The sequence below is a fragment of the Pseudotabrizicola alkalilacus genome (assembly GCF_003443995.1).
GTDB classification, from domain to species: domain Bacteria; phylum Pseudomonadota; class Alphaproteobacteria; order Rhodobacterales; family Rhodobacteraceae; genus Pseudotabrizicola; species Pseudotabrizicola alkalilacus.
The window spans coordinates 634,484-658,666 of the sequence record NZ_QWEY01000001.1 but is presented as its reverse complement, the minus strand read 5'-3'; the positions used below and the strand labels follow the sequence as shown (position 1 = coordinate 658,666).

24 protein-coding genes are annotated in these 24,183 nt (G+C 62.5%); 12 read left to right on the top strand and 12 right to left on the bottom strand.

Annotated elements, in window-relative coordinates; genetic code table 11:
- Nucleotides 1-58 precede the first annotated feature (58 nt).
- On the bottom strand, nt 59-346 hold the full coding sequence (locus D1012_RS03225) for a co-chaperone GroES (RefSeq protein ID WP_118149858.1): 288 nt from the start codon (nt 344-346) through the stop codon (nt 59-61).
- Between the two features lie 186 nt (nt 347-532).
- Between D1012_RS03225 and D1012_RS03220 the strand changes: the two genes are divergently transcribed.
- The 7 genes from D1012_RS03220 (at nt 533) to D1012_RS03190 (ending at nt 6,615) form a co-directional block, all read left to right on the top strand.
- Entirely contained in the window at nt 533-1,531 is a 999-nt protein-coding gene (locus D1012_RS03220) for a TraB/GumN family protein (RefSeq protein ID WP_118149857.1), read from the top strand.
- Between the two features lie 173 nt (nt 1,532-1,704).
- Nucleotides 1,705-2,625, top strand: coding sequence for a manganese-dependent inorganic pyrophosphatase (locus D1012_RS03215; RefSeq protein ID WP_118149856.1), 921 nt, complete (start codon nt 1,705-1,707; stop codon nt 2,623-2,625).
- Between the two features lie 110 nt (nt 2,626-2,735).
- Nucleotides 2,736-3,611 (top strand): TIGR01459 family HAD-type hydrolase, encoded by an 876-nt coding sequence (locus D1012_RS03210; RefSeq protein ID WP_118149855.1) that lies wholly within the window; start codon nt 2,736-2,738, stop codon nt 3,609-3,611.
- Nucleotides 3,612-3,737: 126 nt separating this feature from the next.
- Complete coding sequence (locus tag D1012_RS03205; RefSeq protein WP_118149854.1) at nt 3,738-4,181, top strand: MaoC family dehydratase; 444 nt, start codon at nt 3,738-3,740, stop codon at nt 4,179-4,181.
- 28 nt (nt 4,182-4,209) lie between these two features.
- Entirely contained in the window at nt 4,210-5,133 is a 924-nt protein-coding gene (locus D1012_RS03200) for a bifunctional riboflavin kinase/FAD synthetase (protein WP_118149853.1), read from the top strand.
- Nucleotides 5,134-5,155: 22 nt separating this feature from the next.
- Nucleotides 5,156-5,599 carry a YcgN family cysteine cluster protein gene (locus D1012_RS03195; RefSeq protein ID WP_435530894.1) on the top strand — a complete coding sequence of 148 codons (444 nt, stop codon included), beginning with the start codon at nt 5,156-5,158 and terminating at the stop codon, nt 5,597-5,599.
- Complete coding sequence (locus tag D1012_RS03190) at nt 5,599-6,615, top strand: threonine aldolase family protein (protein WP_118149851.1); 1,017 nt, start codon at nt 5,599-5,601, stop codon at nt 6,613-6,615. The genes D1012_RS03195 and D1012_RS03190 overlap by 1 nt, the downstream gene beginning before the upstream one ends.
- A 4-nt stretch (nt 6,616-6,619) precedes the next feature.
- Here D1012_RS03190 and D1012_RS03185 read toward each other — a convergent pair whose 3' ends face one another.
- The gene (locus tag D1012_RS03185; RefSeq protein WP_118149850.1) at nt 6,620-7,213 is read right to left on the bottom strand and encodes a 2-hydroxychromene-2-carboxylate isomerase; all 594 of its coding nucleotides are present in this window, start codon (nt 7,211-7,213) and stop codon (nt 6,620-6,622) included.
- Nucleotides 7,214-7,305: 92 nt separating this feature from the next.
- Here D1012_RS03185 and D1012_RS03180 point away from each other — a divergent pair, with 92 nt between their 5' ends.
- Nucleotides 7,306-8,325, top strand: coding sequence for a ribose-phosphate pyrophosphokinase (locus tag D1012_RS03180; RefSeq protein WP_118149849.1), 1,020 nt, complete (start codon nt 7,306-7,308; stop codon nt 8,323-8,325).
- Nucleotides 8,326-8,473: 148 nt separating this feature from the next.
- The gene (locus D1012_RS03175) at nt 8,474-9,823 is read left to right on the top strand and encodes a methyl-accepting chemotaxis protein (RefSeq protein ID WP_158569175.1); all 1,350 of its coding nucleotides are present in this window, start codon (nt 8,474-8,476) and stop codon (nt 9,821-9,823) included.
- Nucleotides 9,824-9,832: 9 nt separating this feature from the next.
- On the opposite strand, the gene D1012_RS03170 is transcribed toward D1012_RS03175, so the two are convergent.
- From D1012_RS03170 to D1012_RS03140, 7 genes are all read right to left on the bottom strand, one after another.
- Nucleotides 9,833-10,183, bottom strand: a complete 351-nt coding sequence (locus D1012_RS03170; protein ID WP_118150054.1) for an H-type lectin domain-containing protein — start codon at nt 10,181-10,183, stop codon at nt 9,833-9,835.
- A 120-nt stretch (nt 10,184-10,303) separates the two neighbouring features.
- The gene (locus tag D1012_RS03165; RefSeq protein ID WP_118149847.1) at nt 10,304-10,690 is read right to left on the bottom strand and encodes a F0F1 ATP synthase subunit epsilon; all 387 of its coding nucleotides are present in this window, start codon (nt 10,688-10,690) and stop codon (nt 10,304-10,306) included.
- A gap of 10 nt (nt 10,691-10,700) precedes the next feature.
- On the bottom strand, nt 10,701-12,143 hold the full coding sequence (atpD, locus tag D1012_RS03160; protein ID WP_118149846.1) for a F0F1 ATP synthase subunit beta: 1,443 nt from the start codon (nt 12,141-12,143) through the stop codon (nt 10,701-10,703).
- Between the two features lie 17 nt (nt 12,144-12,160).
- On the bottom strand, nt 12,161-13,027 hold the full coding sequence (locus D1012_RS03155; protein ID WP_118149845.1) for a F0F1 ATP synthase subunit gamma: 867 nt from the start codon (nt 13,025-13,027) through the stop codon (nt 12,161-12,163).
- 20 nt (nt 13,028-13,047) lie between these two features.
- Nucleotides 13,048-14,586, bottom strand: coding sequence for a F0F1 ATP synthase subunit alpha (atpA, locus tag D1012_RS03150; RefSeq protein WP_118149844.1), 1,539 nt, complete (start codon nt 14,584-14,586; stop codon nt 13,048-13,050).
- Complete coding sequence (locus D1012_RS03145) at nt 14,586-15,146, bottom strand: F0F1 ATP synthase subunit delta (RefSeq protein ID WP_118149843.1); 561 nt, start codon at nt 15,144-15,146, stop codon at nt 14,586-14,588. Before D1012_RS03145 ends, atpA begins: the two co-directional genes overlap by 1 nt.
- Before the next feature lie 332 nt (nt 15,147-15,478).
- Complete coding sequence (locus D1012_RS03140) at nt 15,479-16,240, bottom strand: class I SAM-dependent methyltransferase (RefSeq protein WP_118150053.1); 762 nt, start codon at nt 16,238-16,240, stop codon at nt 15,479-15,481.
- Nucleotides 16,241-16,304: 64 nt separating this feature from the next.
- Between D1012_RS03140 and gloB the strand changes: the two genes are divergently transcribed.
- Nucleotides 16,305-17,072, top strand: coding sequence for a hydroxyacylglutathione hydrolase (gene gloB, locus D1012_RS03135; protein ID WP_118149842.1), 768 nt, complete (start codon nt 16,305-16,307; stop codon nt 17,070-17,072).
- A gap of 175 nt (nt 17,073-17,247) precedes the next feature.
- Complete coding sequence (gene clpA / locus D1012_RS03130; protein ID WP_118149841.1) at nt 17,248-19,566, top strand: ATP-dependent Clp protease ATP-binding subunit ClpA; 2,319 nt, start codon at nt 17,248-17,250, stop codon at nt 19,564-19,566.
- Nucleotides 19,567-19,688: 122 nt separating this feature from the next.
- Here the strand turns inward: clpA and D1012_RS03125 are convergent, their stop codons facing one another.
- The 3 genes from D1012_RS03125 to D1012_RS03115 all read right to left on the bottom strand — a co-directional run bounded on the left by D1012_RS03125 (nt 19,689) and on the right by D1012_RS03115 (nt 23,120).
- Nucleotides 19,689-21,302 (bottom strand): peptidoglycan -binding protein, encoded by a 1,614-nt coding sequence (locus D1012_RS03125; RefSeq protein ID WP_118149840.1) that lies wholly within the window; start codon nt 21,300-21,302, stop codon nt 19,689-19,691.
- 3 nt (nt 21,303-21,305) lie between these two features.
- Nucleotides 21,306-22,415, bottom strand: coding sequence for a biopolymer transporter ExbB (locus tag D1012_RS03120; RefSeq protein ID WP_233517009.1), 1,110 nt, complete (start codon nt 22,413-22,415; stop codon nt 21,306-21,308).
- Between the two features lie 180 nt (nt 22,416-22,595).
- Nucleotides 22,596-23,120 (bottom strand): gamma-glutamylcyclotransferase, encoded by a 525-nt coding sequence (locus D1012_RS03115; RefSeq protein WP_435530898.1) that lies wholly within the window; start codon nt 23,118-23,120, stop codon nt 22,596-22,598.
- A gap of 73 nt (nt 23,121-23,193) precedes the next feature.
- On the opposite strand from D1012_RS03115, the gene D1012_RS03110 reads away from it, so the two are divergent.
- A complete protein-coding gene (locus tag D1012_RS03110) occupies nt 23,194-24,177 on the top strand; it encodes a DUF2125 domain-containing protein (RefSeq protein WP_118149838.1) in 984 nt (327 codons plus the stop codon).
- Nucleotides 24,178-24,183: the final 6 nt, after the last annotated feature.

Genomic DNA, 24,183 nt, shown 5'->3' with positions numbered 1-24,183 from the left:
CTCCTCGTCTAAGATGTTGAAATCAAAAGCGCCGGGCACAAGCTGCGCCCGAAAACCCTCAGGCGATGATGCCGAGGATGTCGCTTTCTTTCATGATCAGCAGTTCTTCGCCTTCCAGCGTCACTTCAGTGCCCGACCATTTGCCGAACAGGATGCGGTCGCCGGCCTTGACGGACGGAGCAATCAGCTCGCCCGAGTCCTTGCGCGCGCCTTCACCAACCGAGACGATTTCGCCTTCAGCGGGTTTTTCTTTGGCGGTGTCGGGGATGATCAGGCCGCCCTTGGTCTTGTCTTCGCCTTGGATGCGGCGAACGAGCACACGGTCATGCAGCGGTTTGAAAGCCATCTGGTAACACTCCCTTAGGTTCCAGGTTGAATCTTTTAGCACTCACTGTCGGCGAGTGCTAACGAGGTTTATCTAGTCACAAGCCCCGCGTCTGTCAACCGGGGGAACCCCGCCGGTTCCCGGCATTTTTACTTGGATTCCCCGGCCACGCCTGCCACCCTCTGCGCGCAATCAAAGGGGTGATTTATGCGTAACTTTCTGAGCTTGCTGTGTCTTCTGGCCATTCCGCTGGTGGTATCCGCGCCAGCCCAAGCCGCGTGTCAGGGTGTTAACCTGCTTTCGCAGATGGCCCCGGCAGATCGCACCCGGCTGGCGCAGACGGCCGCCACACATCCGTTTCATCAGGGCAATCTGTGGCGCGCGACCAAAGACGGCCAGCAGATCACGCTGGTCGGCACCTATCATCTGGCTGACCCGCGCCATGATCAGGTGCTCGACACGGTCCTGCCGCACCTCGACACCGCCACCACCCTGCTGGTGGAGGCTGGCCCCGAAGAGGAGGCCGCGCTGCTGGCGGCTGTTGCCAAAGACCCCACGTTATTCGTGATGACCGACACCACCCTGCCCACACTGATGGCGCCGGAAGATTGGGAAACCCTGTCTGCCGCCATGACGCGCCGGGGCATTCCCGGCTTCATGGCCGCCAAGTTCCAGCCGTGGTATCTCACCGTTTTGCTGGCCGTACCGCCCTGCATGATGACCGAGGTACAGGCGCAGCCCAAAGCCGGGCTGGATCACCGGATCATGGAAGAGGCCCGCGCGCGGGGCGTGCCGGTACAGGGGTTGGAGCCTTATGACACCGTCTTCTCGCTGTTCGACAGCTTTTCGCGCGATGATCAGATTTCAATGCTGCGCGCATCCCTCGCCATCGAGGGGCAGGCCGAAGATTACATGGCCACCCTCGCCGACAGCTATTTCGCGGGCGAATCGCGGCTGATCTGGGAACTGATGCGCGATCTGTCGTTGCAGATGCCTGGCTACACACCCGAACAGGTGGACTCTGATCTGGCAAAGATGGAACAGGCCTTGCTGATCACCCGCAACCGGAACTGGGTTCCGGTGATCGAGGCCGCTGCCGCCAAAGGCCCGGTCCTCGCCGCCTTTGGCGCGCTGCATCTGCCCAGCGATTATGGCATTCCCTATCTGCTGCAACAACAGGGCTGGACGCTGACCCCGCTCGAATAGGCGTAGGGCGGGGTTCACCCCGCCTTTCGTGGCGCACACGGCGGGGTGAACCCCGCCCTACCCCAAATGCCCGCCACGACGCGCCAAACCACCCACGCGCACCGTCCCCCACGTGACAACCCCGGCCCAGCCCACTATAAGCCGCGACAAATCACATGCGCATAGGTGCCCTCATGACCACGCTCGTATTCGGCCACAAATCCCCCGACACCGATTCCACCGGCTCGCCCATCATCTGGGCGTGGTATCTGTCCACTGTGCAGAACACCCCGGCCAAACCGGTTCTGCTGGGCGAACCCAATACCGAAGCGGCGTACGTGCTGACGCACTGGAACCTGACCAAGCCGGAAATCATCTCGGACGTGACCGCTGACGACAAGGTTGTGATCGTCGACACCAACAACCCGGCCGAGCTGCCACCCTCGATCAACGAGGCGAAGATTCAGGGCATCATCGACCATCACATGCTGGTCGGCGGGCTGAAGACCAAAGGCCCGATCGACATCACGATCCGCCCCCTCGCTTGCACCGCAACCATCATGCACGACCTGATGGGCGACGCACTGGCGCAGGCCCCGCGTGAGATCAAGGGCGCGATGCTGTCGTGCATCCTGTCAGACACGCTGGAATTCCGCTCGCCCACCACCACCGCACATGACCGCGCCGTGGCCGAAAAACTGGCCGCCGATCTGGGTGTTTCGATCAGCGAGTTGGCGACAGCCATGTTTGAGGCGAAATCGGATGTCTCGGCCTTCTCCGATGCCGAATTGCTGCGGATGGATTCGAAAGAATATAACGTCGCGGGCAAGGAACTGCGGGTCTCGGTGCTGGAAACCACCGCGCCGAAAATCGTGCTCGACCGCAAGGCCAGCCTGATGGCCTCGATGGACGCCGTGGCGAAAGAGGATGGTGCCGATCAGGTGCTGTTGTTCGTGGTCGATATCCTGAACGAAGAGGCGACGCTGCTTGTGCCAAACGATCTGGTCAAGCAAATGGCCGAAGCTTCGTTCGGCTGTACTGTGACCGGCGACACCGTGGTGCTGCCCGGCGTGATGAGCCGCAAAAAGCAGATCATCCCGGCCCTGAAACTCTGAAAACGGTCGGCAAGCGCCGCGCTGCAACAGCCCGACGCTTGCCATACCTTTGCCATACCTAAACCAGACGCAGATCAGACCTGCGAGTCTGCCAGAAAGGCCCCCGTCGCATGACCCAGATCATCCGTTCCCTCGCCGATCTGTCAGACCGCTATGACGCCCTGTTCTGCGACCTCTGGGGCTGCCTGCACAATGGCGTAACGCCGTTCCCTGCCGCCGTCGCCGCCCTGCAAGCCTTCCGCGCTGGCGGCGGCAAGGTCATTCTGGTGACAAACGCACCGCGCCCGAAATCCAGCATTATCAGACAGTTGGACAGCATGGGCCTGCCGCGCGACACTTGGGATGACATCGCCTCATCGGGCGACGCGACCCAGGCCGCCATGCTGTCAGGGGCCGCAGGCTCGCAGGTGCACCACATCGGCGCGCCCAAGGATGAATCCTTCTTTACCGATTTCGAAGATGATCTGGCCGAAATGGCAGCCAACTCCACCATCACCCGTGTCCCCCTCGATCAGGCCACCGGCATTATCTGTACCGGCCTTGCCGACGACCTGACCGAGACGCCTGACGATTACCGGGGTAAACTATTGATGGCAAAGGCAAAAGGTCTGAAAATGCTTTGCGCCAACCCCGATATCATCGTCGATATGGGCGAAAAGCGGCTGTATTGCGCCGGCGCTCTGGCGCAGTTGTATGAGCAGATGGGGGGTGAGGCGCTGTATTACGGCAAACCCCACCCGCCGATCTACGACCTCGCCCGCAAACGGCTTGGGTTGGACGAGGCGCGCATCCTGTGTGTCGGCGATGGTATCAATACCGATGTACAGGGCGGCGTAGGTGAGGGGCTGGACACACTGTTTGTCACCGGCGGCCTGGCCGCGCAAGAGTTCGGTCCGGATATTGACAACCCGGACAATGACTTACTGCTGAACTGGCTGGCTGGCCACCAGCTTTCGGCCACCTATGCCATCGGCTATCTGCGCTAGGCCGCAATTCGCAAGGTAACAAAATTGCGCCTTTGGTCGCGCATTGGGAAATAACTTGCGCAACGGAATTGCGCTGCACTGCGGCATTTGTTAAGGTCGCACCAGCACAAGCACGGGAATCGCAAGATGTTGGACAATATGCCCCGCGGCACCATCTGCATCGAAGACCTTGAGATCGGCATGACGCGCGGCCTGTCCAAGCTGATCACCGACCGCGACATCGAGCTGTTTGCCGAGGTCTCAACCGACCGCAACCCCGTACATTTGGATGACGCCTACGCCCGCGACACCATATTCGAAGGGCGGATCGCACATGGGATGCTGACCGCAGGGCTGATTTCGGCCGTCATCGGCGAACAACTGCCCGGTCACGGCACCGTCTATCTGGGCCAGTCCTTGCGCTTCATGGCCCCGGTCCGGCCCGGTGACAGGGTGGATGCCGTGGTCACAGTGACGGCAATCGACCATGCAAAACGTCGGGTGACCCTTGAAACCCATTGCTCTGTGGGTAAAACGGTGGTGCTAAAGGGCGAGGCGCTGGTACTGGCGCCAAGCCGCAAGTTCGACTGACGGGGCATCTGCCCCAGACCGGGGTAGAATGCAGATCCACCGATCCTGGCAGGGGCTCGCCCCATCCGCCCGTGGCGCATCCTGTGCCATGGGGAATTTCGATGGCGTGCATCTTGGCCATCAGGCGGTCATTGATCTGGCCCGGGGCCCTGCCCCGCTTGGCATCATCACCTTCGAGCCGCACCCGCGCGAAGTCTTTGCCCCCGATGCCCCACCGTTCCGCCTGATGAATGCCGAGGCGCGGCTAAACCGTCTGGCAAAGCTGGGGGTGCAGCACCTGTACGAGCTGCCATTTGACAAAACCCTCGCCGCTCTGTCGCCCGAAGATTTCGTGAGTGATGTGCTGGCCGATGGACTGGGCATCCGCCACGTTGTTGTGGGATCGGATTTTTGCTTTGGCCGGGGCCGCGCGGGCAAGGCCAGCGACCTGCAACGGCTTGGCAAGACCCATGGCTTTGAGACCACAATTGCCGAGCTGATCACCAGCGCCGATCTGCCGATCTCCTCCTCCGCCATCCGCGCCGCCCTGACCGAGGGCCGCCCGCGTGATGCGGCGGCAATGCTGGGCCATTGGCACCGGATCGAGGGCGAGGTTGTTCATGGCGAAAAGCGGGGGCGCGAGCTGGGCTATCCCACCGCCAATATGTCGGTGGCTGGGCTGCACCTGCCAAAGCTGGGCGTTTACGCGGTCAAGGCCGATGTGCTGACCGGCCCGCACAAGGGCAGCTACAACGGCGCCGCCAGCCTTGGCGTGCGTCCGATGTTTGGGGTAAACCAGCCCAACCTTGAAACTTTTCTCTTTGACTTCAAAGGGGATCTCTACGGCGCGCATCTGTCGATCGCCTTTGTAGACTACCTGCGCCCCGAGCTGAAGTTTGACGGCCTGCCCGCTCTGATCACCCAGATGGCAGCCGATTGCGACCGCGCCCGCAGCATCCTGGCTGCCCTGTAACCCTTTGCCCCAAGGCCCCCTTATGCGTCCGAAGTTCTGGGAAACCATCCCGCTGACGAAAATGACGCCTCAGGAATGGGAGGCGCTATGTGACGGCTGCGGCAAATGCTGCCTGAACAAGATCGAATACGAAGACACCGGCGAGGTGGAATACACCCGAGTCGCCTGCCGCCTGCTGGACGGGGAAACCTGCCGCTGCATGCAATACCCGATCCGCAAACAGTTCGTGCCCGACTGCGTACAGCTCTCGCCCAAGACCTTGCCAAAGATCGCCTATTGGATGCCGCGCACCTGCGCCTATCGGCTTCTGCATGAAGGCAAAAACCTGCCCGAGTGGCACCCGCTGCTCACCGGCGATCCCGAAAGCACGCACACCGCCGGGGCTTCGGTCCGGGGCTGGACGATCCCGGAATATGAAGTGTCGGAAGACGACTGGGAAGATTACACCATCGAGGAAACCCCCTGATGTTCTTTGCCTCGGATAACGGCGCGCCGGTCCACCCGGCTGTCTTCACCGCGATGGAACGTGCCAATGCGGGTTATGCGCTGTCCTATGGCAATGACGCGGGCACGCAGGCCCTGCGCGACCGGATCCGCGCGGTGTTTGAGGCCCCCAAGGCCGAGGTCTTGCTGCTGACCACCGGCACGGCGGCGAATGCGCTGGCGCTGGCCCTGCTGACCCCGCCCTGGGGCACTACATTCTGCCACCGCCACGCCCATATCGCCGAAGACGAATGCGGCGCGCCGGAGTTCTTTTCGGGCGGCGCAAAGCTGACGCTGATCGACGGGCCGGAGGGCAAGATCACACCGAACGGCTTGGCGCAGGCCATCGCGCAGACCGGCGGCTCGGTCCATGTGGCGCAGCGCGGCGCGCTCAGCCTGACAAATGTGACCGAAGCCGGCACTGTATACACCCCGGCCGAACTCTCGGCGCTGACGGCTGTTGCGCGCGCGCATGGCCTGCCCGTGCATCTGGATGGCGCACGTTTCGCCAATGCGCTGGCCGCCACCGGCACCACCCCGGCAGAACTGTCATGGCGGGCGGGCGTTGATGTGCTGAGCCTTGGCGGCACCAAGAACGGGCTGATGGGGGCCGAGGCGGTGGTGCTGTTCGACCCCGCCAAGGCATGGGAAGGCGAGTTGCGCCGCAAGCGCGCGGGCCATCTGAATTCAAAGCTGCGCTTTGTCGCGGCCCAGTTCGAGACGTGGTTTGAGGCTGACCTGTGGCTCCACCTCGCCCGCCATGCCAACAGCATGGCCACACGGCTCGCCACCGGTCTTGCACAGGTACCGGGGGCCGAGATCCTGCACCCTATCCCTGCCAACCTGATCTTTGCCCACCTGCCCGCCACCACCCACGCCCGCGCACAGGCGGCCGGGGCGGTCTATTACCGCACTGACGAAACGCTGTGCCGCCTTGTCACCTCGTGGTCCACGACCGAGGCCGATGTCGATGCGCTGCTCGCTGCGTTTCGCGGCTGAACCGTCAGAGCTTTCCGGACAGGTACAGGTCCAGATCATGCAACCGGTCCTGCCCCCAGAACGCCTCTTCGCCGACCAGATAGAACGGCACGCCAAACACACCGCGCGCCACCGCCTCTTCCAGATTGGCGGCATAGGTTTCGGCCCCGGCCAGCATGCCACTGTCGGCCAGCATTGGGTCAAACCCGTTGGCGGTCAGGATATCCTTGACCACGGCGTCATCCGAAATGTCACGCTCTTCTGCCCAGACGGCCCGGCAAAAGGCATGCACCAGCGGTCCCACATCGGCCCCGGTGCCAGCAGCGGCGATGATTGCATAGGACGAGGGGGCCGCGTTTGCCGGGAAATAGGCAGGCCGCAGGTTCAGCGGCATCCCCAGCTTCAACGGCAGGCGCCGCAACTCCTGCAGGCGGTAAGCGCGGCGGCTTTCGTGCCGCTCGGCCAGCACCTGCCCGCCCGTACGCGGCATCAGCGCCATCGGATTGATCGGTTTATAGCTGATCGTCGCGCCATGCCGCGCGGCGATCTCTTCCAGCCGGGTGCCTGCCAGATAGCAATAGGGTGACATGGTTGCGAAAAAGTAATCGATTTGTGTCATTTGCCAGCCTATTCCCCTGCATCGGTTTGCAAGACCCTAACCGGGTGATAAGCGGTGTCAACATCCCGATTCCGTGGCCCCGGAGACCCATCATGCCCGCCATCACCGAACCCAAGCTGATTTCCGGCAATGCGAACATGCCGCTTGCCAAAGCCATCGCCCGCCGCATGTCGGTGCATCGCGGCATGTCGGTGGGGCTGGTCGACGCCCGGATCGAACGGTTCAACGATCAGGAGATCTTTGTCGAGGTGTTCGAGAATGTCCGGGGCGAGGATATGTATGTCATCCAGCCGACCTCGAACCCGGCCAATGACAACCTGATGGAATTGCTGATCATGGTCGATGCACTGCGCCGGTCTTCGGCCTCGCGCATTACCGCCGTGATCCCCTATTTCGGCTATGCAAGGCAAGATCGCCGCGCCAAGGCCCGGACCCCGATTTCGGCCAAGCTGGTGGCCAACCTGATCGAAAGCGCCGGGGTGGACCGCGTGCTGACGCTGGATCTGCATGCCGCTCAGATTCAGGGGTTCTTCGACATTCCGGTGGATAACCTGTACGCCAGCCCGGTCTTTGCGCTGGATATCGAACATCACTTCAAGGGCCAGATGGAAGATCTGATGATCATTTCGCCCGATGTGGGCGGCGTGGGGCGGGCCCGCGAATTGGCCAAACGCATCAATGCGCCGCTTGCCATCGTCGACAAGCGGCGCGAAAAGGCCGGTGAAATTGCCGAAATGACGGTGATCGGGGATGTTCGTGGCAAGAAATGCATCATCGTCGATGACATCTGCGACACCGCCGGCACCCTGTGCAAAGCGGCCGAAGTGCTGATGGAAAGCGGCGCGACCGAGGTGCACAGCTACATCACCCATGGCGTTCTGTCCGGCCCGGCTGTGGAGCGGATCAAGAATTCGGTGATGAAATCGCTGGTCATCACCGATTCCATCGAGCAAAGCGCGGCCGCAACAGCCGCCTCCAACATCCGCGTGGTGCCGACTGCCCCGATGTTTGCACAGGCCATCCTGAACATCTGGAACGGCACCAGCGTGTCGAGCCTGTTCGAGACCGAAACCTTGGTCCCGATCTACGAAGGTATGTATCAGCGCGGTTAACCTGCCTGAAACCGGTCTCGGTCAGAGTGCAGTCCTCTGCCCTGACCGCGAGATCACGATGAAAAATGCTTTTCGTGGCGGAGACCATGTCTCCCCCCCGCCCCTTGCTCCTCCTGCACCGCGTCCGGACGACCGGATCATTGATGAAATGGTGGCAGCCTCGGTGCAGCTGGGCCATGACATTGTGGACGTGGCGGGCTTTTTTGACGGCGTCGATGAGGCCGCCGCAGAACAGGTCACACGTTTGACAGAAGTGCGCGACAGCGCCCGCAGCGTGTCCAAGGCATCTGCCTCCATGGTCGGGACGACCGAACGCCTGTCGACCGTCATGGGCAGCCTGATCGAAGTGTTGGCGACGTCAACCGCACAGCTGCATCAGGCGATCGGGGCCAGCCAGCAGGTGTTGGGGTGGGTCAGTGGCGTGGGTGCGCCCCTTGCCCGCATTGATGATGCGATGCGGGCCACGCAGGCATCCAACACGCGCATTCTCGACATTGCACGTGAAATCAACATGCTGGCGATGAACGCAAAGATCGAGGCTGCCCGCGCGGGCGACCGCGGTCGTGGCTTTGCCGTGGTGGCCGATGCGGTCAATGCACTGTCAGCGCAGACGACCACTACCGCAAGAGTGATTTCCGAAACGGTGGGATCGTTGGCCGGGGAAATTGCCGCATTGCGTGCCGAGACAGAGGTCACTGTCGGTCAGGCCGAAACCGGGTTGCGCGACCTTGCGTCTGCCGGATCGGCCCTGAAAGATCTGGGAAAACAAGCCAGTGCAGGCGAGTCCGAGCTGGCCGCGATGGGCACCGATGCGCAACATATGCGCAGTGTCATGCACGGGTTCGGTCCGACATTCGTGGCACTTTACGAAGGGATCATCGAGCAGACCGAGATGATCAATGACGCGCGCAATCGCGTGTCTGGATTGATCACGCTCAGCGAACGCATGGTGCAGCACATGTTCGCGCTTGGTGGCGCTTCGGAAGATCGACCGCTGATCGATGCCGTCATGCACTCCGCAACCCGGCTGAGCGACGTGCTGGAACAGGCCCTTGACCGCGGCGAGATCAGTCAGCAGATGCTGTTTTCCTCTGACTATCGCCCGATCCCCGGCAGCAACCCCGCCCAGGTTCTGGCCCCCTTCACCAGCTTGACAGACCGACTGTTTCCGCCGGTACAAGAACAGATGCTTACGCTTGACCCCCGGATCGTTTTTTGCGCAGCAGTGACCCAGGACGGCTATCTGCCGACCCACAACCGGCAGTTCTCGGCTCGTCAGGGCAATGATCCAGTCTGGAATGCCGCGAATTGCCGCAATCGTCGTATCTTTGATGACCGGGTCGGTTTGGGGGCCGGAAGGTCCACCGCGCCTTTCCTGATGCAGATCTACCGGCGCGACATGGGCGGTGGCACCTTCGCGATGATGAAAGATGTTTCAGCGCCGATCACGGTCAAAGGTTGCCATTGGGGTGGCCTTCGGCTGGCCTACCGTTTTTAGGCGCCACCCTTAGTCGATCTCCCAATCGTCCTCATCCGGCACTTGGCCAATCGCCATCCAGTCCGCGCGTATCCGTGCGACACGGGTGTCGCCCCAGGTTCTGAACACCAGATGAAAGCCGGTTTCGGAGATATTTTCTGCAGTCAGATCGGCGCGGGCGTTGGTCCGGTGATCCGTGTCCCACATTGAGATGCCGACATGCACAGCGGGTGCCATGCGGAACGGCTCTTTGAACCGCACGATATGGCGGCTTTCGCGATCACCGTCGCCTGTCCACATCACCCCCCCATCGGCAAAATCGGAAAACAGAACCCGCGACCCCTGAACGATTCCGATACTGCCGGGAGGAAAACGCTTCATGCGGTGACCCTTCTTTGGCACTCTGGCTCTGGTGCCCTGTCATCCAAAAAATCTGTACCTGAAAATGAACAGGCCCCAGCATATGCCGGGGCCTGTTCAGACTTCAACTGTTTCAGAGCATTACTGCCCGATCGCGCGGCGCGCTGCCATCATGTCGGCCATGATCTTGTCGGCCGCGTCCTTGTCATCCGTACCGGCTGCCGCATCGCGGAGTTCCGCCACCAGACTGTCCATCAGGGCAGGCGTTGCCTCCTCGACCGGAACCGCGCGTTCGGCCAGAACCGAAACGCTGGTCGCGGTGATTTCGGCGAAACCGCCAGTCACGATAAAGGTCTTGGTCCCGTCAGCGGCGACCGCTTTCAGGATGCCGGGGCGCAGGGTGGTGATGGTGGGGGCATGCCCCTCCATCGCCGTCAGGTCGCCCTCGGCGCCCGGAATCTGGACCTCGGTCGCCTGAGCCGACGCAAGGCGCCGTTCCGGGCTGACGAGGTCGAACTGAACTGCCATGATCCCCTCCTTATGCCGCAGCGGCGGCGAGTTTGGCGGCTTTGGCTTTCACGTCTTCGATGTCGCCAACCATATAGAAGGCGGCTTCCGGCAGGTGGTCATATTCGCCAGCAACCACGGCCTTGAACGAGGCGATGGTTTTTTCCAGCGGAACCTGCACACCGTCAGAGCCGGTGAACACTTTTGCCACGTCGAACGGCTGCGACAGGAAACGCTCCAGCTTACGCGCACGGGCCACGGCCAGTTTGTCGTCTTCCGACAACTCGTCCATGCCGAGGATGGCGATGATGTCCTGCAGCGACTTGTAGCGCTGAAGCACTTTCTGCACATCGGTTGCCACTTTGTAGTGCTCGTCCCCGATGATCAGCGGGTCCAGCAGACGCGAGGTCGAGCCCAGCGGGTCCACAGCCGGGTAGATGCCTTTTTCCGAGATCGAGCGGTCCAGAACCGTCGTTGCGTCCAGGTGGGCGAACGAGGTGGCTGGTGCAGGGTCGGTCAAGTCATCGGCCGGAACGTACACGGCCTGCACCGAGGTGATCGAGCCGTTCTTGGTCGAGGTGATGCGTTCCTGCATCGCGCCCATGTCGGTCGCCAGCGTCGGCTGGTAACCCACGGCAGATGGAATACGACCCAGCAAAGCCGACACTTCCGAACCCGCCTGGGTAAAGCGGAAGATGTTGTCGACAAAGAACAGAACGTCAGCGCCGGTCTCGTCGCGGAACTGTTCTGCCATGGTCAGACCCGACAGGGCAATCCGCATCCGCGCACCCGGGGGCTCGTTCATCTGGCCGTAGACCAGTGCGATTTTCGACTTGGTCAGGTCTTCCAGGTCGATAACGCCGGATTCGATCATCTCGTGATACAGGTCGTTCCCTTCACGGGTCCGCTCACCCACACCGGCGAACACGGACACGCCCGAGTGCACCTTAGCGATGTTGTTGATCAGTTCCATGATCAGAACAGTCTTGCCCACGCCGGCACCGCCGAACAGGCCGATCTTGCCACCCTTGGTATAGGGGGCCAGCAGGTCGATCACCTTGATCCCGGTCACCAGAATCTGGCTCTCGGTTGCCTGCTCGGCAAAGGAGGGGGCGGGCTGGTGGATCGACCGGGTTTCAGCCGCATTGACCGGGCCACGCTCGTCAACCGGTTCGCCGATCACGTTCATGATGCGGCCCAGTGTTGCCGTGCCGACCGGAACCTGAATCGGCTTGCCGGTGTCAGACACCGGCGCGCCACGGACCAGACCTTCGGTCGCGTCCATAGCAACCGCGCGGACGGTGCTTTCGCCAAGGTGCTGTGCCACTTCGAGAACCAGCGGCTTGCCGTTGTTGTCGGTGATCAGCGCGTTCAGAATTGCGGGAAGTTCGCCTTCGAACTGCACGTCCACGACGGCGCCGATAACTTGCGTCACCTTGCCCGCCGCGGCAGCTGCTTTCGGTGCTTTTGCCATGTCGTTTCTCCAGTTCCTCAGAGCGCTTCAGCGCCCGAAATGATTTCGATAAGCTCTTTGGTGATCGCAGCCTGACGCGAGCGGTTATAGATCGTCGTGTACTTCTTGATCATATCGCCTGCGTTGCGCGTTGCGTTGTCCATCGCGCTCATCCGTGCCCCTTGTTCGGAGGCACCGTTTTCCAGCAGAGCGGTAAAGATCTGCGTTGCGACACCACGGGGCAGCAGATCGGCCAGAATGGCCTCTTCGCTTGGCTCATAGTCATACAGCGCGCTGGTGGTGGCGCCTTCAAACTTGGCCGGAATGATCTGCTGCGCCGTCGGCACCTGGCTGATGACCGACTGGAACCGGTTGTAAAAGATCGTGGCGACGTCGAACTCACCCGCCTCGAAACGGGTCAGCACTTCGCGTGCTATACCTTGCGCATTGGCATAGCCCACGCGTTTCACGTCCGTCAGGTCAACATGGCCGACCATGTTGGCTTCCAGATCGCGGCGCAGTTGCTCACGGCCCTTTTTGCCGACCGTCAGGATCTTGACCGTCTTGCCTTGCGCCAGCAACTCGTTTGCCTTCACGCGGGCAAGCCGCGCGATGGTCGAGTTGAAGCCGCCGCACAGGCCACGCTCTGCCGTCATGACGACCAGCAGATGCACCTGATCCTTGTCCGTCCCGGCCAACAGCCGGGGCGCGCTTGCCGATGTACCGACCGATGCGGAAAGTCCTGCCATGACTGCATTCATCCGCTCGGCATAGGGCCGGGCAGCTTCGGCAGCCTCTTGGGCGCGGCGCAGTTTCGCCGCAGAGACCATCTGCATCGCCTTGGTGATCTTGCGCGTGTTCTTGACGCTCGCGATCTTGTTTTTTAAGTCCTTAAGGCTGGGCATATCCCTGTCCTTTCAGACGCTTAAGCGAAGGTTTTGGCGAATTCAGCGATAGCGTCTTTCAGCTTTTGCTCATCTGCGCCTTTGATTTTCGGGTCAGCGGTGGTGATCCAGTCCAGGATATCCTTGCGCTGGTTACGCAGGAACGACAGCAGACCCGCTTCGAACCGGCCCACATCCTTCACAGCAACCTTGTCGAGGAACCCGGCGGTGCCCGCATAGATCACGCAGACGATTTCCGCGTTGGTCAGTGGCGAGTACTGGTTCTGCTTCATCAGCTCGGTCAGGCGCGCACCACGGGCCAGCAGCTGCTGGGTCGATGCGTCAAGGTCAGAGCCGAACTGCGCAAAGGCCGCCATCTCACGATACTGCGCGAGCGACAGTTTCACCGGACCAGCCACGGTTTTCATCGAGTTCGTCTGTGCAGACGACCCAACGCGCGACACCGACAGACCGGTGTTCACAGCCGGGCGGATGCCCTGATAGAACAATTCGGTCTCAAGGAAGATCTGGCCGTCGGTGATCGAGATCACGTTCGTCGGAATAAAGGCCGACACGTCGCCGCCCTGGGTTTCGATGATCGGCAGCGCGGTCAAGGAGCCCGAGCCGAAATCGGCGTTCAGCTTCGACGAACGCTCCAGCAGGCGGGAGTGCAGGTAGAACACGTCGCCCGGATAGGCTTCACGGCCCGGCGGACGACGCAGCAAGAGCGACATCTGACGGTAAGCAACGGCTTGCTTGGACAGGTCATCATAGATGATCAGCGCATGACGGCCGTTGTCGCGGAAAAACTCTGCCATAGCGGTCGCCGAATAGGGCGCCAGGAACTGCATCGGCGCCGGGTCGGATGCGGTTGCGGCCACCACGATGGTGTAGGCAATCGCGCCGGTTTCTTCCAGCTTTTTCACCAGCTGCGCCACGGTCGACCGTTTCTGGCCGATGGCGACATAGATGCAGTACAGTTTCTTGCTCTCGTCGTCGCCAGCAGCCTCGTTATAGGACTTCTGGTTCAGAATGGTGTCGAGCGCCACGGCGGTCTTGCCGGTCTGACGGTCACCGATGATCAGCTCGCGCTGGCCGCGGCCAACCGGGATCATGGCGTCAACGGCCTTCAGGCCGGTTGCCATCGGCTCGTGCACCGACTGGCGTGGAATGATGCCGGGGGCCTTTACATCGGCGATCCGGCGTTCGGTCGCAGCGATCGGACCTTTGCCGTCGATCGGGTTGCCCAGACCGTCCACAACACGGCCCAGCAGGGCGTTGCCGGCAGGCACGTCCACGATGGACTTGGTGCGCTTGACGATATCGCCTTCCTTGATGTCCTGGTCAGAGCCAAAGATCACGACGCCGACGTTGTCGACTTCAAGGTTCAGGGCCATCCCGCGGATACCGCCGGGGAATTCCACCATTTCACCAGCCTGAACATTGTCCAGACCATGCACACGGGCAATCCCGTCACCTACCGAAAGAACACGGCCCACTTCGGCCACTTCAGCATCCTTGCCAAAGTTCTTGATCTGCTCTTTCAGGATCGCAGAGATCTCAGCAGCCTGAATTCCCATCACCCAACCTCTTTCATTGCATTCTGGAGAGCTGCGAGCTTTGCCTTGACCGAGGTGTCGATCATGGTGGAGCCGAGCTTGACGACAAGACCGCCGATGAGACTTTCATCAACGGTGGTTTTCAATTTCACGTCCTTGCCCACACGCGCTTTGAGCGTGGCGGCAAGGGTATTGGCCTGTTCCGGCGTCAGGGCGGTGGCCGAAGTCACTTCGGCAGTCACCTCGCCCTTTTCCTCCGCGATGCGGGCGGCCAGACCGGTCAACACATACGGCAACACAAAAAGGCGGCGCTTGGCCGCCATCAGTTGCAATGTGTTCGCGGTCAGATCCGACAGGCCCATCTTGGCTGCAATCGCAGCCATCGACCGGGCCTGATCATCGCGGCTGATCACGGGCGACGAAATCAACGTCCCGAAATCAACGCTGGTGGACAATGCGGCAGTCAGCGCGTCTGCGTCGGATTCAAGTGCCGGAATGGCCCCTGCTTCCCTTGCCAGCTCGAACAGAGCGGTGGCGTAGCGCGCGGCGATGCCGGAGGAGATCGAAGCTGGTTCGGACACGTCATCCCTTCCGTTGTCTTAGGCCCGTCCCTACACGCCGGCAGGTCAGAGGCCGCCAATGGCGCATACAAGGGTATGCGTCTTGATTTTCGGCGTCTCTAGCAGAGCCTTTGCCACCCCGCAACCGTGTTGGTCGCCACATTGTGATGGTTCCATGCAGGTTTCGCGCATGTTTGCGCTGCACCTGCACAGGTGCGACTCTATGGCACCTTTCAGATCGGGTCGCAGAGCCAAAAACGACGGTCCAACAGGCTTTGGCAGCGGGTCGCGGCCCGCACTTCCAGCACGCCATCAGCCCACCGCGAATCTCCCTTGCGGGCTGTGTGCCTGCCTTATTCCGCCCGGTGGGATCTGGCGGGGGCCGGAACCGGCTGGCCCACGCCTTCCAGCACCCGTAGCGGGCGGCGCACGGCCGCGGCCAGCCCGCCGCGCGTCGGGGCATAGACCTGTTTTGTCGCCTCGACCATCAGCACCCCGCCCACCAGCCACGGCGCGCGCTTTCCGATCCGCTCCCAGAAATCCGCAGTGCGCAGCCAGAACCGCCCGGTCGAGGGCGGCGCAAACAGCGCCGCGGCCGCCCGGTCCGGGGTAAAGCCATGCCGTTTCAGCTGCGCCTCCAGCTGACTGACGCTATAAGGGCGGCCAAAGCCAAACGGCGTGCCATCGCGCCGCGCCCACAGGCCCGAGCGGTTGGGCACGATGAACAGCGCCCGCCCCCCCGGCCCCAGCACCCGGTGCGCCTCTTCCAGCACGGCAGTCGGCTGCTCTGACGTCTCCAGCCCGTGCATCAGCACCAGCCGGTCCACCAGCCCGGTCGGCAGCGGCCAGGCGGTCTCTTCGCACAGCACCGACACGTTCAGCATTCCGGCAGGCCAGGGCATCACGCCTTGCGGCCCCGGCATCAGCCCGATCACCCGGCGCGATTTGGGCAGATAGGGCCGCAACAGCGGCACCGCAAAGCCAAACCCCGCCACCGTCTGCCCCACCGCAGGCGGCCAGAACTGCACCACCTGATCCCGGATCGCCCGCTGCGCCACGCGCCCCAACTGGGTGCGATAATAAAAGTTACGCAGATCGAGTACATCAAGATGCATTGCGGACCATCCTTCTTCCGGGCCATGCTGGCCATATGCGCCACAGTCAACCGTAAGGACGACCATGCCTCTGGACCTTGTGACGATCCCCTGCCTGAAAGACAACTATGCCTTTCTGATCCACGATTCCGCCTCCGGTGCGACCGCCGTGGTCGATGTGCCCGATGCTGCACCGATATTGGCCGCGCTGCAAACCCGTGGCTGGCGGCTGACCGACATTCTGATCACCCATCACCACGATGACCATATCGCAGGCGTCCCTGCCCTGCGCGATGCCACCGGGGCCAAGGTCTGGGGTGCCGCGGCCGACGCGCACCGCCTGCCCCCGCTGGATCACGCACTGACCGAAGGCGACAGCGTGACCATCGGCGCCGAGACCGGCACGGTCATAGATGTCTCCGGCCACACCATGGGCCATATCGCCTTTCACTTCCCCGGCTCCGGCCTTGCCTTCACCGCCGATAGCCTGATGGCCGCCGGATGCGGCCGCCTGTTCGAAGGCACGCCCGATACGATGTGGGCCAGCCTGTCAAAACTCGCCGCCCTGCCCCCCGAGACGCTGATCTGTTCGGGCCATGAGTATACCGCATCGAACATCCGCTTTGCCCTGTCCCTTGAACCCGGCAATCCAGCGCTTATCTCTCGTGCATCGCAGGTTGCTCTGGCGCGCGAGGATGTTCGCCCCACAGTCCCTTCGACCCTGTCCGAAGAACTGGCCACAAACCCGTTCCTGCGCGCGGCCTTGCCCGAACTCAAGGCTGCCGTCGGAATGGCCAACGCATCTGACGCAGAAACCTTCGCCGAAATCCGCAGGCGCAAGGACAGGTTCTGACGTGTTAACGCCCAAGGGCTGATCACAATTGATGTGACAAATGTCACCAAAGCCCAAAGCGTGAATATTCTTCTTGAAGTACGGCAAATAAAACCGAACTTTAAAGGTATGAGGCAACGGTTGGTAAAGGTGAAGAACACCCGAACCTGCCCCGAGGAACAGGAGCACGCAGCAAGTGCCTTCGTTTTCAACCACTCTCGAGCAAGCCATCCACGGCGCCTTGGCCTTGGCCAACGCCCGTCGCCATGAACTCGCAACGCTGGAGCATCTGCTGCTGGCGTTGATCGAAGAACCCGATGCCGCCCGCGTCATGCAGGCCTGCTCGGTCAACCTTGATGACCTGCGCAAAACGCTGATGGAATTCATCGACGATGACCTGTCCACTCTGGTCACCGATGTCGAAGGGTCCGAAGCGGTGCCAACGGCCGCCTTCCAGCGCGTGATCCAGCGCGCGGCGATCCATGTGCAATCGTCGGGCCGCAATGAGGTGACGGGGGCCAATGTTCTGGTCGCCATCTTCGCCGAACGCGAAAGCAACGCGGCCTATTTCCTGCAGGAACAGGACATGACCCGCTATGACGCGGTCAACTTCATCGCGCATGGTGTCGCCAAAGACCCGTCCTTCGGCGAAAGCCGCCCGGTACAGGGTGCCGAAGAACACCATGAGACGCCAAAGGCCGAAGCCGGCGACGCCAAGGAATCGGCGCTGTCGAAATACTGCGTTGACCTGAACGTCAAAGCCAAAAAGGGCGATGTCGACCCGTTGATCGGCCGCGAGGCCGAGGTGGAGCGGTGCATTCAGGTGCTCTGCCGCCGCCGCAAGAACAACCCGCTGCTGGTGGGCGACCCCGGCGTCGGCAAAACCGCCATCGCCGAAGGTCTGGCGTGGAAGATCATCAACAAGCAGGTTCCCGACGTTCTGGCCGGTGCCACCATCTTTTCGCTCGACATGGGCGCATTGCTGGCCGGCACCCGCTATCGCGGCGATTTCGAGGAACGGCTGAAAGCCGTGGTCAAAGAGATGGAGGATCATCCCGACGCGATCCTGTTCATCGACGAGATCCACACCGTGATCGGTGCCGGGGCCACGTCCGGCGGCGCGATGGATGCCTCGAACCTGCTGAAACCCGCGTTGCAGGGCGGCAAGCTGCGCTGCATGGGTTCAACCACCTACAAGGAATTCCGTCAGCATTTTGAAAAGGACCGTGCCCTGTCGCGCCGGTTCCAGAAGATTGACGTGAACGAGCCTTCTGTTCCCGATGCGATCAAGATCCTGATGGGTCTGAAACCGCATTTCGAGTCGCACCACGACCTGCGCTACACCGCCGACGCAATCAAATCGGCGGTGGAACTGGCCAGCCGTTACATCAACGACCGCAAATTGCCGGACTCGGCGATTGATGTCATTGATGAAGCGGGGGCAGCACAGCACCTGTTGTCCGACTCCAAACGGCGAAAGGTGATCGGCACCAAAGAGATTGAGGCTGTGGTCGCAAAAATCGCCCGCATCCCGCCGAAAAATGTCTCCAAGGACGATGCCGAAACCCTCCGCGATCTGGAGAAAACGCTCAAGCGCGTGGTCTTCGGTCAGGACAAAGCCGTTGAGGCGCTCTGCTCGGCCATCAAACTGGCCCGTGCGGGCCTGCGCGAACCCGAAAAGCCCATCGGCAACTATCTGTTTGCCGGGCCGACGGGTGTGGGCAAGACCGAGGTGGCCAAGCAACTGGCCTCCAGCCTTGGCGTCGAACTCCTGCGCTTTGACATGTCGGAGTATATGGAGAAACATGCCGTTTCCCGTCTGATCGGCGCGCCTCCGGGCTATGTCGGCTTTGATCAGGGCGGCATGCTGACCGATGGCATCGACCAGCACCCGCATTGCGTGCTGCTGCTCGATGAGATGGAAAAGGCCCATCCGGATGTCTACAACATCCTGTTGCAGGTGATGGACCACGGCAAACTGACCGACCATAACGGCCGGTCTGTCGATTTCCGCAACGTGATCCTGATCATGACCTCTAACGCCGGGGCCTCTGACATGGCCAAGGCAGCGATCGGCTTTGGCCGCGACAAGCGCACCGGCGAAGACACCGCTGCGATCGAGCGCACCTTTACGCCCGAATTCCGCAACCGCCTGGATGCGGTGATCTCCTTCGCCTCGCTGGGCAAAGAAGTGATCTTCCGTGTGGTCGAGAAATTCGTGATGCAGCTCGAAGCACAGCTGATGGATCGTGGTGTTCACATCGAACTCACGCCAGAGGCGACGATCTGGCTGGGTGACAAGGGCTATGATGACAAGATGGGCGCGCGCCCGCTGGGCCGCGTGATCCAGGAACACATCAAGAAGCCGCTGGCCGAAGAGCTGTTGTTCGGCAAGCTGGTCAAAGGCGGGGTGGTCCGCGTCACGGTCAAGGACGACGCCATCGTGCTCGAAATCGACGAGCCGCAAAAGCCGCGCCTCACCGGCTCCAAACCGCCGCTTCTCACGGCGGAATGATCCGGCTTTTCCTGATCCCGGCATGGGCCCCTGCGCAAGCAGGGGCCTTTTGTTTGCAGATGCCGCTTGATTGCACGCTTGGGTGAGAATTGCCCGGGTGGCGATAGCTGCCACCCAAACCGCTACCGCTCGGTCAGCTTCAGCTCGATGCGCCGGTTCTGCTGGCGGGCCGCTTCGGTGTTGCCCGAGACCACGGGCCGGTATTCGCCAAAGCCGGTTGCTGCCAGCCGGTCAGGTGGAAAGCCCAGCGAGTTCTGCATGAACCGCACCACCGACAGCGCCCGCGCCTGACTCAGCTCCCAGTTGTCGGCAAACGCCCCTGCGCCCGACAGCGGCACGTTATCGGTGTGGCCATCGACCCGGATGATCCAGTCAATCGTGTCAGGAATCTCGGCCCGCACCTCGTTCAGAATTTCGACCACACCGGCAATCTGCGCCCGACCCTCGGGGGCCAGATCGGCGGCACCGGGCTGAAACAGCACTTCGCTGGAGAACACAAAGCGGTCGCCCACCACGCGCACCCCCTCCCGCCCTTCCAGCAAGCGGCTGAGCTGGCCAAAAAATTCGCTGCGGAACTTCTCCAGATCGGCGTTTTCCGCCTCCAGCCGCAGCCGCTCGGCCTCTTCCAGCGCGGCGCGGCGCTTTTGCTCTGCCGCAACCTGCGCCAAAGCGGTGTTCAGCTGCGACCCCAGTGCTTCCAGCTGCACCTGCGCAGTCGCATCCTTGTCGCGCGCCTCGTTCAGCACCGCCTGCAGACTGCCCAGCTGGCCGCGCAGGGCAACAATCTGCTCGTTCAGCAGGGCGACCCGCTGCGCCGCCTCGATGGCCTTGGCCTGTTCATCGGTCAGCGCCCGCTCTGCCGCCGCCAGCAGTGCCGCCGACTGGTCCACATCCGCCGCCGCCTGTGCCGCCTCGGTCTGGGCCGCAGCGAGCAACAGCAGGGTTTCCTCGGCCCGCTTGCGCTGTTCTTCCAGCGCCAGCGTCATCGCCGCCATCGCTTCATCCGACCCGGCCATCCGCGCCCGCAACGCCTCCAGCGCCGCCGCATCGACCAGCCGTGCGGCTTCTGCCTCTGACAGCTCCGTCTGCGCCGCCGTCAGCGCTGCGGCATCAGCGGTCGATTTCGCCTGAAGATCGGCAATCAGCGCCTCAACCGCCTCGCGTCGCGCCGCCGCCAGCCGCGCCTCTTCGGCGGTCTGATCAATCTCTTGCCGCGCCCGGGCCACCGCCAGCTGCAACGCATCGCGTTCGGTCAACAGGGCCGCCCGCGCCGCCTCCAGCTCGGCATTGCTGACCGACAGATCCGCCACCTCGCCGCGTGCGGCATCGCGCTCGGCCAAAAGCGTCGCCACCTGCGCCTCAAAGCTGGCCACCCGCGCTTCTGCCGCCTGCAATTCGGTCTCGGCCGTCGCCAGCCGCCCGGCCAGCCCCGCCACCAGCGCCGCCTGCCGCTCGCCCTCGGCCTTGCTGGCGGCGAGGTCAGAGCGCAGCGTGCCGACCTCGGCCTGCAACTGCCCGACCCGGTTCCGCTCCAGCCCCAGCGCATCAGCCAGTGCCGCCACCTGATCGGTCAGCGAGTTCAGCTCTCCGTCCTGCGTGGTGATGGTTTCCTGCAACACCGATTGCAGCACGGTAAAGATGGTCAGCACGAACATCAGCACCATCACCAGCGTCGTGACCGCATCCACAAAGCCCGGCCAGATGATCGACGCGTCCCGCCGCCGCGACAGCCCCATGGCTCAGCGCCCCACCCCGGTGCGCGACAACTGCCGCACCGCCGCCGTCAGCGCCGAAATCTCGCCGCGCAGATCGGCGACACTTTCCTGCCGCCCTGCCGAAATTTCTTCCAGAATCCGCAGCAGCTGCACATCAATCGAGCGCAGGCGCATCCGGCTTTCGGCATCCGAATGCGCGCCGCCCTCGGCCCCGACCAGCGCCGCGATCAGCCGCTCCTGCCCTTCGGCAATACGGTCCAGCGCCGCTGCCTGCCCGGATTCCGCCTCCAGCCGGTTGGCAAGCGCGCCGACCGCCGCCGCCAGCTCGCCGATCCGCGCATCTACGGCTCCCCGGCTGGCATCCGATTGCACATACAGCCCTTGCAGGGCCTCCATCTGGCTGACCATCTGGTCCAGCACCATGGCCACCGCGCCGCCATCAGTCTCGCCTTCCGCCTCGCCGCTGGAAAAGCCCAGCCGGGTGATCGACGACAGCCACTCTTCCAGCTCGCGATAAAACCGGTTCTGGCCATGGCCGGCAAACAGCTCCAGCAGGCCCACCACCAGCGATCCTGCCAACCCCAGCAGTGATGAGGAAAACGCCGTTCCCATCCCACCCAGCTGCGCTTCCAGCCCGCTCATCAGCTTTTCGAAAACCGCAGCGCCGCTTTCGCCCTCTTGCGGTGACAGCGAGCGGATCGTTTCGACAATCGCCGGAACCGAGGTGGCAAGCCCGTAAAACGTGCCCAGAAGGCCAAGGAAAATCAAAAGGTTGGTCAGATAGCGCGTAATATCCCGCGCCTCATCAATCCGGGTGGCGACCGATTCCAGGATCGAGCGTGAGCTGTAAGAGGAGATCTGCATCTGCTGCCCACGCGTGCGCAGCAGCGACGCCAGCGGTGCCAGCAGGCGCGGCACCCGCTGGGTTTCCGCCCCCGGCCCGTGGCTGACAAAATCCTCGATCCAGCTGACCGACTGGATCAGGATCAGCACCTGCCAGAAACAGGTGAACACCCCCAGCACAAAGATAAAGGCGATAAATCCGTTCAGCCACAGGTTGGACCGGAACACCTCGGCCACCTGACCATGAATCAGCCATGCCCCCGCGGCCACCAGCCCGGTGATCACCAGCATGGTCACGATCTGCTGGATCGGCTGCGTAAATTTCGCGGCCCTGCGCTCTCGCCCAGTGCGGCGTGCTCCGGCCTTCGCCTCGGCCTTGGTCTGCTTCATCAGACGCTGCCTGCCCGTTTGTTCTGCTTTGCCCGACGATACGCCATGATACCCTTGCTGCCAAAGAAATTCTCTGTGTCTTCACAGGGTAAGTGCGCGAACCCGTGAAGCCAACCACTCCAGTTCCGGGTCGGAAATGCCCAGTTCTGCCAGATGCGCCGCTGTCGACCACAGATAATCGCGGTTCAACCCACGCCCGCCAACAGCGCGCGCAATGATCTGCGCCTGCTCTTCCAGATCGACGCCACCGCAGTATTGCCAATGCTCCGGGTCGATCACATAGACCAGCGCATCGCACCCGCCGCCGCCCGGCCAATCGGCCCGCACCCGCGCCTCCAGATAGGCCGACGAGATCAGCTCGCGTTCGCGCAACAGCGCCAACGTATCAGCCTCGGCCCCCGGTTCGACCCGGAAAGTCACGCCATTGCAATGATGCCCTTCAGCCGCGTCCAGCGCCAGCACCAGACCGGGCGCGGCTTCGGAGCCGCGATGATGGATCGAGCGCATGCAGAACGACCGCCGCCAGCCCTGCAGCCGCGCGACCCGCGCCTCGGCCACCGGAAATTCCGGGTTCCAAATCAGCGATCCATAGCCAAAGACCCACATCGTCTCGGTCAAGTGACTGGCCCTCCTTGCTTGCTGCCTCTAAACAACAGGGGCGGATGAAAGAAAAGGGCCGATGATGCGCGCATTGCTGTCGATTGCCATCCTTTTGGTGGCGCTGTGGTCGGGCTACTGGTTTGTCGGCAAAACCGCCGTCGAACGCGGGTTCGAGGCGTTCTTGCAAGAGGCCCCGGCGCGCGGGCTGGACATAGCCCAATCCGGCTACAGCTTTGCCGGCTTTCCCAACCGCTTTGATCTGACCGTATCAGAGCCGCGCCTGACCGATCAGCGCAGCGAAATCCGCTGGGAAGCGCCGTTCCTGCAAGTGTTTTCCCTGAGCTACCGCCCTTGGCACGTGATCGCCGCCTTCGCGCCAGAGCAGGTCATCCGCACCCCGGCCGAAGACATCGCGCTGCAATCGGGCAAGCTTCAGGCCAGCGTCGTGGTCAGCCCCAGCACCGCACTGACGCTGGACCGGACCACGTTTGTCGGGGATGCGATCCGCGCCGAATCCAGTCTGGGCTGGGTGCTGGAGGCCGAGACGCTGCGCTTTGCCACCCGCACCGACCCCAGCCGGACCAATGCCTATGACATCGCGCTGGAGCTGCTGAACCTGTCACCCGACCCGGCCCTTGCCACCCGCCTGCCCGACCTGCCGCCGCAGATCGCGCTGACGCGGGTTGATGCCAATGCCAGCTTTTCGGCCCCGCTTGATCGTTTCGCGGCCACGACCCGTCCCACCCTCACCGCACTATCGCTGCGCGAGGCGGTGCTGACCTGGGGCGGGCTGTCCATCTTTGCCAAGGGGGATCTGCTGGCGGTGGACGGCACCCCCGAAGGCCGGATCGAGATCCGGGTAACCGGCTGGCGCAATCTGGTGACGCTGGCCACCAGCATGGGCCTGATCAAACCCGAAATCGCACCGACCGTGCTGAACATGATGCAGGCCGTTGCGGGCAGCTCGGGTGATCCGGAGGTGCTGGAAATGCCGCTGATCTTTGCCGGTGGGCAGATGTCGCTTGGCCCGCTGCCCCTCGGCCCCGCGCCCCGGCTGAACTGAACCGGG